This window comes from Nocardia sp. NPDC057455 (assembly GCF_042802775.1).
Classification (GTDB): Bacteria; Actinomycetota; Actinomycetes; order Mycobacteriales; family Mycobacteriaceae; genus Nocardia.
Window position 1 is genome coordinate 1 of record NZ_JBHVDM010000148.1, and the last position, 9,558, is coordinate 9,558.

Here is a 9,558-nt window from a genome sequence, read left to right on the forward strand (position 1 = left end):
GTTCAAGCCACTGGTGATCAGCACCGGCGTCCTCGGGGTGAGGTTACCGATGCGAAGTTCGGCCAGGGCGGGAGCGGCCTCGGGGATCGCCGCCAGATGTTCGGTCAGCGAGCGCCCGTCGGTGGTCAGCGAACCGGTCTTCATGAACGCGTGCCGCGTGATGATGTCACCGATACATTCGTCGCTGAGCGTCTCCAGCATCGCGCGCCCGGCGGGACTGGTCACCCGGTCGACCGCCTCCCGCAGGTCGGGATAACGGGCGAGCAGACCGTTGATCGCGAATCCGATGGCGCCGCTGATGAGCGAGCCGTCGATGCGTTCGAGGATCGCGGCCAAGTCCGCGACCGGCCCCCCGGCCCAGGTCCCCTTGAGGTCGAGTTCGGGCGCGTAATCCGGTTGCATCTCCGCCGCGGCCGCCGTGGCACCACCACCCTGGGAGTAGCCCCACAACACCAGCGGCGTGTCAGGCCCGACTCCGGCGAGGTTGTTGGCGGCGCGGGCGCCGTCGAGCACAGCGTGGGCGGCCTCGATCCGGTTGGCATAGGTGTGGATTCCCGGTGTGCCCAGTCCGATGTAGTCGGTCACCAGCACCCGCGCGCCCAGCCCGCTCCACACCACCGACGCCGGCAGTTCCTGATTGGCCGACAACCCCGGCGAAGGGTCGGCGAACACCGTGACCCCGGTGGAGAACGCCACCGACATCGCGCAGCGGTCACCTTGGCCGGAGGTACCCGGAGCGATCACCACCGTCGGGCGCGGACCCGACCCCTGCCAGGGACCGGTCGCGTCGATGAACGTGCCGGATACCGCGACCGGAGATCCGTCCTGCAGTTGCGAGGTGTACATGACGTGCTGTGCCTTGCCCGGCCAGCCCTGATCCGTGGGCACCGTCGCGAACAGCGCCATCGGCGCGGTCTTGATGACCGCGCCCCGCTCCGACGGGATCTGCGCGGGCGGGACGTAGAAATCGCCGACCGGCGCGGCCGCCGCCTCCCGCGTATCCACTCCTACCACGGCCACCGCGGCGGCAAAAGCCACGGCAACCGCCACTGCCACCGGAACGGCCCATCGCCGCCACCTGGACCGGGACGGCCCATGCTGTCGTTGCATCGATATCTCTCCGTGAACTCCACCCGGCACCGTCGCCGGAGTGCCCTTGACCGCAATAGCCGTTCGACATGAGACAAGTCACAGCTGCGGGCCTACTGTAGAGTAACATGATTACTGATAATATGAATCCGCTCGGTGTCAGATCGCTCCCGCGGCGCGCACCTCCCGCCCGGCAGCGTGGCCGAGGCCGTGGTCCGCGTGGCGCCGGGACGCGCACCGAGTGAAAGCGCCACCGCCGGGCGACAGCGGGATATCCGGCGGCTGCCCGGCGGTCGGTGTCGCCCGCGCCGGGACCACGCGGGCGACGAGGGCGGCGGTAGAACAATTTCGGCGCGATGCCTTACCAACTCACCGGCAGCTCGTACAGCCCGTAGGCGAGCCGATCGTGTTTGAACTGGATTTCCTCGAACGGAAGCGCCAAGCGCAGCGTGGGGATTCGCCGAACCAGCGTCCGGAAGACGATCTGGAGTTCGGCCCTGGCGAGTTGCTGCCCGACGCACTGGTGCGGACCGAAACCGAACCCGAGGTGCTGGCCGGCGGGCCTGCGCAGATCCAGCCGGTCCGGCTGCTCCCACGCCTTTTCGTCCCAGTTGGCCGGCGCGAGATCGAAGATCAGGCCGTCCCCGGCCCGGACGGTCTCTCCCGCGATCTCGATGTCCTCGATCGCGACGCGCCGCTGTCCGTTCTGAATGATGCTGAGGTAGCGCAACAGTTCCTCGACCGCGTTGACGACGATCTTCGGATCCTCGGTATCGCGCAGCAGGGCGAACTGATCGGGGTTGCGCATCAGGGCCAGGGCTCCGAGCGAGATCATGTTGGCGCTCGTCTCGTGGCCCGCGATCAGCAGGCCGGTCCCGAGCTGGGCGGCCTCCTTCATATCGATCTCACCGGCGCGGACCCGCTCCGCGATGTCGGACACCACGTCCTCGGCGGGGCTTTCCAGCTTCTTCTTCACCAGATCGACCAGATACCGCGCCAGCCCCGCGCGACCCTCGGCTGCCTGCTCCTTGGTCGCGTACCGGTCGACGTTGACGGTGGCGTGCTTCTGGAAGAACTCGTGGTCCTCGTAGGGCACGCCGAGCATCTCGCTGATCATCAGCGTCGGCACCGGCAGCGCCAGCGCCTCGACCAGATCGGCCGGTTGCGGTCCGGCCAGCAGCCGGTCGATGTGCTCGTCGGTGATCTGCTGGATAACCGGCCGCAGCGCTTCCACCCGCTTGAAGGTGAACGGCTTGGTCAGCATCCGCCGATACCGGCTGTGCTCCTCGCCGTCGGTGGTGAACAGCGACTTCGGCCTGCTGTCCACGATCGCCGCCATGCCCTCGTTCCAGTGCGGGAAGCCGGGACGATGATCGTCCACGCTGACCCTCGGATCGGACATCAGGGACTTGAACTCGGCATATCCGGTGACCAGCCAGGGCGTGCTGCCGTCCCAGATGCGGACGCGATTGAGCGGCTTGGTGCGGCCGAGCCGCAACGCCTCGGGCGGCGGGGCGAACGGGCATCCGGTCGAGCGGGGCATGGGATAGTCGGGAACCTCGGTGGCGGCGCTGGTGGTATCGGTCAATGCTTCGGACACTGTTCACTCCTGGGTGATCGGGTGCGGAAGAACCACGGGATGCCGGTTCATTCCTCGATGTGGATGGCCATGGCCGGGCAGACCGCCGCGGCCTGGCGCACGTCCTCGGCGAGTTCGTCCGGCGGGCGCTCGTCGAGCAGGACGACGATGCCGTCCTCGTCTCGCTGATCGAACACTTCGGCCGCGTGCATGACGCAATGCCCGGCCGCGACGCATTTGACTTGGTCGACAGTCACTTTCATCGGGACCTCTTCCTACGGGGAGTGAGCTGGGGTGGGAGGCGAGGCGAGCAGGGCGTGCGCGTCCGCCACCTGCTGGCGCCGAATCCTGGCCTGCTTGGGCATGTTCCAGCCGAGCACCGCGGTGACGTCCCCGCCTCGCTCGAAGCGCGCGACGAACCGGCCGTCCTCCGGGTCGCCGTCGACGACCGCGGCTCGCGCGTCGGCCGTGATGGTGCCGTACACCTGGATCTTGGTGCCGAACTGATCGCTCCAGAAATACGGAATCGGCTGATACGCCCGATCGGCGCCGAGAATGTTCGCCGCCACCACCCCTGCTTGTTCGGTCGCGTTCGTGCGGTTCTCCAATCGAAGGGTCGTCCGCAGCGCCGGATGGTGCCACCGGGCGACGTCACCGACGGCGTAGACGCCGTCGGCGGCGCGGCAGCGCGCATCACAGACGACACCGTCGGCGAGCGCGAGCCCGCTGCCGACCAGCCACTCGGTGGCGGGCACCGCCCCGATCGCGACCACCACCAAGTCCGCGGGCAGTGTCTCGGAAGTCTCCAGGACGACACCGGTGATTTCGCCGCCGCGGTCGGTGAGACCGGAGACGCCGACGCCGAGCCGCAGGCGGACTCCGTTGCCGGTGTGCAGATCGGCGAGCAGGCTCGCGGCGAGACCGCCGAGCTGCGCCGCCATCGGGGCGCGCTGCGGGCCCGTCATGGTGACATCGTGGCCGGACTGCCGTGCGGTGGCGGCGATCTCGGCGCCCAGAACACCCTCGCCCACCACGACCACCCGCGCCCGGGCCGACAGATCGTCCCGCAGCGCGAGCGCGTCGTCGAGCGTGCGCAGCACGTGGACTCCGCGCAATCCGGGCGGGGCGGGCAACCTTCGCGGTTCGGCCCCGGTGGCGATCACGATGTGCTCGGCGGTCACGGACCCGGTCGTGGTGTGCACGCTGCGGGTGGCGGTGTCCAAGGCCACGGCGGGGGAACCGAGGACGACGTCGATATCCAGTTCGGACAGCAGGCGCGGCGCACGCAGGAGAGTGCGCTCGGGCCGCCACGCACCGGAGAGGATCTGCTTGGACAGCGGTGGGCGGTCGTAGGGCAGGTGCGGCTCGGCGCCCAGCAGTGTGATGCGGTCCCGGTATCCTCCCCGGCGCAGCGCCTCCACGGTGGCCAGGCCCGCGGCCGAGGCTCCGACGACGAGAACTCCGATGCGTCGGTTCATCGCGGGCCCGCCGCGACGGACCGCTCGGCCGGCTTCTTGCGCAGCTTCAAGGGTTTGCCCGCGACCGTGCCGCCGTCCACCGGCAACACGGTTCCGGTGACGTACCGCGATCGATCGCTGCCGAAATACACCGCGACCTCCGCGACATCCTCGGGTGTGCCGTCGCGCGGCAACGGGCGGTCGGCCTCCATGGACTCTCGCACCGCCTTGGTGAACCGCTCGCCGAGCTCGGCGGACATCTTCGTCGCCGAGGAGGCCAGCAACGGAGTCGGTATGTTGCCGGGCGCGATGCAGTTGACCCGAATACCGAACTGCGCCAACTCGATCGCCGCCGACTTGGTGAAGTGCACCACCGCCGCCTTGGACGCCCGGTAGCTCTGCACTCCGCCGCCGGCCTGGATGCCGCCGACCGAGGACACGTTGACGATCGAGCCGCCGCCGTTGTCGGCCATGTGCCGGGCCGCGAAGCGGGTGCCCGCCATGACGCCGAGCAGGTTCACGCCGAGCACCCGGTGGAAGTCCGCGAGATCGTCGTGCAGCAGGCTCTTGTGCATCGTGCCGGAGATGCCCGCGTTGTTGCACATCACGTCGAGTCCGCCGAAGGTCCGCACCGCGCGGTCCACGAGCCGCTCGACCTGCGCCGGGTCGGCGACGTCGATCTGTTCGAATACCGCCGCCGCGCCGTAGCGGACCACCGACGCCGCGCCGCGCTCCGGATCCACGTCGGCGACCACAACGCGGGCGCCTTCGGCGACGAACCGTGCCACGGTCGCGCTGCCGATACCCGAAGCGCCGCCGGTGACGATGGCGACCTTGCCCGCCAATTCGTCGGTCATGCCTTCATTTCCTTTCGTTCCGGTGCGGCCGCAGCCGTACCCGCGGCCGAGGTCGGCAGACCCCGGTGTGCGCCGTTCGAATGCGCTGCCGGACTCGCCCGCTCGCCGAGGAAGGTCAGCAGCAGGTCGTTGACGACCTCGGGCTGCTCGATCTGGGGGCAGTGCCCCGCGCTCGCCACAACGACGGATCGTCCGTCCGGGATGCGAGCCGCGATGTCCGCGGACCAACCGGCGGGCAGCAACTTGTCGCAGGCGCCTTCGACGACGAGGGCCGGCACGCGGATGCGCTCGTAGGCGCGGTCACTCGACGGCGTGGGCGGCGCCTCGGCGCCCGGGCGACGAAACCGCGCGGCCGCCAACGCTTCCCATGCACCGGGGGCGATACTCGATTCGTACCGCCGCCGCACATAGTCCTCGTCGGCCGGGTACGACTCCGCGTGGAACAACGCCCGGACGATGGCGCGCATCCCGGAGAGCGTGGCGTCGTAGTCGTAGAGCGCTCGCATGTGCTCGTTGCGCTGGATTTCCCCGCCACCGCAGATCGCCACCAGGCTGCGCATCGGGAGCTTCGGCGCCGTCGAGGTCGCGTCGACGAGCAGGTTGATCGCACCCATGGAATTGCCGACGAAATGTGCCGACTCGATGCCGAGGGTCGCGAGCAAGCGTGCGATGTGCCGGATCCGCAGGCCGCGGCCGTCGTTGAAGTCGATCACTTTCGCCGACCCGCCGAAGCCGAGCATGTCAGGGGCCAGCACCCGGTAGCGGTGGGCGAGGGCGTCGATGGTGTGCTCCCAGCCCAGTTCCGCCCCCGCGCCGAACTCGCCGCCGTGCAGCAGCACGACCGGCTCGCCCGCTCCCGCTTCCAGGTACGCGGTTGCCGAGCCGTCCACCACGACGGTTCTGCGCTGCGCGATCACGAAAGGCTCCCTATCCGGTCGGTGTGCGGTGGTGCGAGGGTCCGGGCGCCTCGATGGTCATGCGACAACGGGATCCGTTCGATGACGCGCACCTGCCCCGGCTCGACAGCGACCTCGACCGCGTCGCTCAGCAGGCGGACCTCGCGCAACCCGAGTTCGTCGAGCATGTCGAAGGCCGATTGGATGTCTCCTGGGCCGACGAGATGTGCCTCGGCACAGAGCCTTCCGACGTCCGACCGGCAAGCGCGCAACGTATCCCGTACGGCGGTGCTGCGCGCGCGGATGTAGACGAGCACGCCGCAGCCGGACCGCGCGATCCGATCCAGCGCGTGATCGAGTTCGGCCCGGCACCCGCAGTGCCGGGAACCGAAGACGTCACCGGCTAGGCATTCGAACTGCAGGCGCACCAACGGCGCGAGGTTCGCGGCCGGGTCGCCGTGCACGAACGCGACATGCTCGCGGTCCAGCCCATCGGTGAATCCGATCGCACGGAACTCCCCCATCGGCAGTGGAATCCGGGCGACGCCACGCCGCCGCACCCGGCACAGCTCGCGCCGGCGGTAGGCGACCAGATCGTCGATCGACACCACCGGCAACCCGTGTTCGCGACCGAGGTCGAGCAGTTCGGCCCGCCCGGCCTGTTCGCCGTCGGCCCCGCAGACCTCGCACAGCACGCCCACAGGCGCCATTCCGGCCAGCTCGACCAGGTCGACCGCGGCCTCCGGGCACGCGGGCACCGACAGCACACCACCGGCGGCGCAGCCGAGCGGGAAGACGTGTCCGGGCCGGGTGAACGTACTCGGCGTGCTCGACGGGTCAGCGAGCGCGCGAATCGTGTAGGCGCGGTGCGAGGCACGAACACCACCTGCCTCGGATCCGGCCAGGGCCACCGACACACGGAACAGCTCGCGGCCCGGCCCCGTGGAGGTCGGATCGGCCGGGGGTATCTCCAGCGCGTCCAGCGCCGCCGAGCGCATCGATACGTGGATGAGCCCGCATCCGATGGTCATCATGGCCTTGGCCGCTTCGGCCGTCATGCGCTCGGCCGCCATCACCAGATCGCCCCGGCACCCACCGTCCGACTCGGCGAGGACGAGGATCATCCGCCCGGTCCGCAGGGCGGCCATCGCCTCGGCCACCCTGGTCCGGGCGGCCTGCCGGGGCGAGGTCGTCATGGGCGCGCCCCTCCGGCCGGAGCGAAGGTCAGCACCTGCGCGGCGAGCAGCTCGAGCTGAGCGCTGACGGTCTCGTCGGTCAGCCTGCCTTCGGTATCCCAGATCGGCTCCGCGGAATTGATCGCCACGCCCAGCGGGGTCGGCCACGCCCGCAACGCGTGACCGATCACCCGTAGCTGACCGAGCGTTCCCACAGCGGCCTGCCAGCCGTAGGCACAGGTGATGCAGCCCCACGGTTTGTTGTCCAGGTATACCGTCGCGTCCCCGCGCAGATCCTCGATGTAGTCGAGGGCGTTCTTCACCAGGCCGGACACGCCGCCGTGGTACCCGGGCGAGCCGATCACCACCGCGTCCGCGCTGCGCAGCGCCTCCACCAAAGCGATGGCCTTCTCGGTGCGGGCCGGGTCGTGCGGGTTGTACATCGGCAGGTTGATCTCCTCGCCGCAGAACAGCGCGGTGCGCCCGCCGTGGCGCCGTATCGCCGCCAGGCAGTGCCGCAGCGCTTGCTCCGTCGACGAACCGGCCCGCAACGTGCCGCCGATGCCGACGACGAACGGCCGCCCGTCAGCGGCCGCCTCGGGGGCGGTCGCACTCCTCGCGCCTGCGGTCATGACCGATACCTCGTGCTTTCCTCTGGTGCTACTTGATGGCTATCGGATTGATGGGCGATCCGACGGCGCCGACCACGCGCAACGGCGGTGCGATCAGCTGGAATTCGTAGACGCCGTCCGCGGCGCAGTCGGCCGCGAGCGCGGTGAGGTCCCAGTACTCGCCGAGCATCAGGCCCATGTCCCGCAGGCAGAGCATGTGCATCGGCAGGAAGGTGCCGTCCACCCCGGACACCGGGTCCTCGACCATGAGGTTGTCCGCGGCCACGGCCGCGATCTCGCGTTCGTGCAGCCAGGTGGCGCACCGCCAGTCCAGGCCCGAGTACGGTTCCGTGCCGTCGCCCGCCTCGAGGAAGCGAGCCCACCAGCCGGTGCGGATCAGCACGATGTCGCCGCGGCCGACCGAGACGCCCTGCGCCTCGGCGACCTCGTCCAGTTCGTCGGGGGTGATCGGATCGCCCGCCGCGAGAAAGGTCTCGGCCCCGCGGTGGCGAACCAGATCCAGCAGGACACCGCGGGTCGTGATGCCTTTGCCGTCGACTTTGTCGATCCCACAGTGATATGCGCCGAGACTGGTGACCGAGCTCGCCGGAAAACCGTTGTACAAATGGTCGTCGTAGTAGACGTGGGACAGCGCGTCCCACTGCGTCGCCGCCTGCAGCGGCATGATGATCAGGTCATCGTTGAAGCGGAACGGGTTGTCCTCGAAGAAACCGCTGAGTTCCCGTCCGACGCTGTTGCGCAACCACTTCGGGCCGTACTCGGTCAGGGTTCGGGCGTCGCCACCGTCCACGGTCATCACGTGCACCGGGTTGTGCCGGAACTTGAACGCGCCCTGCGGTCCGGACGAACCGAAGTCGACACCGAGCGGGAACACCCGCCCGTGCCGTACCAGGCGCGCCGCCTGGGTGACCTTGTCCGGGGTGATGAAATTGAGCGTGCCGAGTTCGTCGGCGGCGCCCCACCGCCCCCAGTTCCGCACACCGTCGGCGACACGCCGGAATTCCGTCAGATCGGCCACCTTGCTTCTCCTTTCACGCCGAGCGCCTGCGTTCCGGCGGTCATGAGCCCGCGTCCACACCGGCGATCCGGGCGCCCACGTTCCCGCCGTCGACCCAGAGCACCTGGCCGGTCACATAACTCGCCGCGCGGCTGTTGAGGAACAGCAAGGCGGCCGCTTGTTCGGCCGGCTCGGAGACCCGGCCCAGCGGCTTGGGAATGGTGTCGAGATACGCCGGGCCGTATGCCGAGCGCAGTTGCTCCAGGATGGGAGTCTCGGTCACTCCCGGTCCGGTGCAATTGATCCGGATGCCGCGCGCCCCGAGATCGACGGCGTTGCGCATCGTGTAGTAGATGATCGCTTCCTTCGACAACCGATAACCGCCGTCGGCCACCGCGTCGGGATGGTCCTTGCACCAGGCGATCCCGGCCTCCATATCCGCGGTGTCCAGTAGGCCGCCCACCTGTTCGCGGTGCTCGAGATAGCCGGCCGCCGCGAGCGAGGACACGCTCGCGATCGTGGCGCCCGGTCCCATCACCCGCGTCAGCGCTGCGGTGAACTGCCGCAGGCCGAGAAAATTGATCGTGACCACGCGGATCGGGTCGCCGATGCCCGAGGAGACGCCCGCGACGTTGAACAGGGAATCGACGCGGTCGCCGAGCGCTGCGACGGCGCGCTCGATCGACGCGGCGTCGGCCATGTCCACTCGATGGAATTCCTCGAGTTCACCGGCCGGTTCCACCACGTCCAAGCCGGTCACGCGGCCGCCGAGTTCCCTGACCTGACGGGCCACGCAGGCACCGATCCCGGAGGAGCATCCGGTCACGACGACGCGCTTGCCGTCGTAGCGCCACAGCTCATCGGATCGTTCGACCT

The 9,558-nt window shown here is 69.4% G+C and carries 10 protein-coding genes; all 10 read right to left on the bottom strand.

The window, feature by feature from the left end:
- Positions 1 to 1,038 (bottom strand): lipase family protein (locus ACFU5M_RS33070; protein WP_379055301.1); only part of this gene is annotated, 1,038 nt, incomplete at its 3' end.
- Between the two features lie 412 nt (positions 1,039 to 1,450).
- Entirely contained in the window at positions 1,451 to 2,689 is a 1,239-nt protein-coding gene (locus ACFU5M_RS33075) for a cytochrome P450 (protein WP_379055303.1), read from the bottom strand.
- A gap of 47 nt (positions 2,690 to 2,736) precedes the next feature.
- The gene (locus ACFU5M_RS33080; protein WP_379055305.1) at positions 2,737 to 2,931 is read right to left on the bottom strand and encodes a ferredoxin; all 195 of its coding nucleotides are present in this window, start codon (positions 2,929 to 2,931) and stop codon (positions 2,737 to 2,739) included.
- Between the two features lie 12 nt (positions 2,932 to 2,943).
- Positions 2,944 to 4,146: an NAD(P)/FAD-dependent oxidoreductase gene (locus ACFU5M_RS33085; protein WP_379055307.1), complete on the bottom strand. Its 1,203-nt coding sequence runs from the start codon at positions 4,144 to 4,146 to the stop codon at positions 2,944 to 2,946.
- Positions 4,143 to 4,982, bottom strand: a complete 840-nt coding sequence (locus tag ACFU5M_RS33090; protein WP_379055309.1) for an SDR family NAD(P)-dependent oxidoreductase — start codon at positions 4,980 to 4,982, stop codon at positions 4,143 to 4,145. The genes ACFU5M_RS33085 and ACFU5M_RS33090 overlap by 4 nt, the downstream gene beginning before the upstream one ends.
- A complete protein-coding gene (locus ACFU5M_RS33095; protein ID WP_379055317.1) occupies positions 4,979 to 5,896 on the bottom strand; it encodes an alpha/beta fold hydrolase in 918 nt (305 codons plus the stop codon). Before ACFU5M_RS33095 ends, ACFU5M_RS33090 begins: the two co-directional genes overlap by 4 nt.
- Complete coding sequence (locus ACFU5M_RS33100) at positions 5,896 to 7,074, bottom strand: 3,4-dihydroxy-2-butanone-4-phosphate synthase (protein WP_379055311.1); 1,179 nt, start codon at positions 7,072 to 7,074, stop codon at positions 5,896 to 5,898. Before ACFU5M_RS33100 ends, ACFU5M_RS33095 begins: the two co-directional genes overlap by 1 nt.
- Positions 7,071 to 7,685 (bottom strand): NADPH-dependent FMN reductase, encoded by a 615-nt coding sequence (locus ACFU5M_RS33105; RefSeq protein ID WP_379055313.1) that lies wholly within the window; start codon positions 7,683 to 7,685, stop codon positions 7,071 to 7,073. Before ACFU5M_RS33105 ends, ACFU5M_RS33100 begins: the two co-directional genes overlap by 4 nt.
- 28 nt (positions 7,686 to 7,713) lie before the next feature.
- Positions 7,714 to 8,703 carry a cyclase family protein gene (locus ACFU5M_RS33110; protein ID WP_379055315.1) on the bottom strand — a complete coding sequence of 330 codons (990 nt, stop codon included), beginning with the start codon at positions 8,701 to 8,703 and terminating at the stop codon, positions 7,714 to 7,716.
- 40 nt (positions 8,704 to 8,743) lie between these two features.
- Complete coding sequence (locus tag ACFU5M_RS33115) at positions 8,744 to 9,538, bottom strand: coniferyl-alcohol dehydrogenase (RefSeq protein ID WP_379055319.1); 795 nt, start codon at positions 9,536 to 9,538, stop codon at positions 8,744 to 8,746.
- Between the last annotated feature and the right edge of the window lie 20 nt (positions 9,539 to 9,558).

Excerpts from the sequence above, each read along its gene's own strand:
- ACFU5M_RS33080 (WP_379055305.1), bottom strand. The coding sequence starts at position 2,931 with ATGAAAGTGACTGTCGACCAAGTCAAATGCGTCGCGGCCGGGCATTGC.
- ACFU5M_RS33105 (WP_379055313.1), bottom strand. The coding sequence starts at position 7,685 with ATGACCGCAGGCGCGAGGAGTGCGACCGCCCCCGAGGCGGCCGCTGAC.
- ACFU5M_RS33090 (WP_379055309.1), bottom strand. The coding sequence starts at position 4,982 with ATGACCGACGAATTGGCGGGCAAGGTCGCCATCGTCACCGGCGGCGCT.
- ACFU5M_RS33085 (WP_379055307.1), bottom strand. The coding sequence starts at position 4,146 with ATGAACCGACGCATCGGAGTTCTCGTCGTCGGAGCCTCGGCCGCGGGC.
- ACFU5M_RS33100 (WP_379055311.1), bottom strand. The coding sequence starts at position 7,074 with ATGACGACCTCGCCCCGGCAGGCCGCCCGGACCAGGGTGGCCGAGGCG.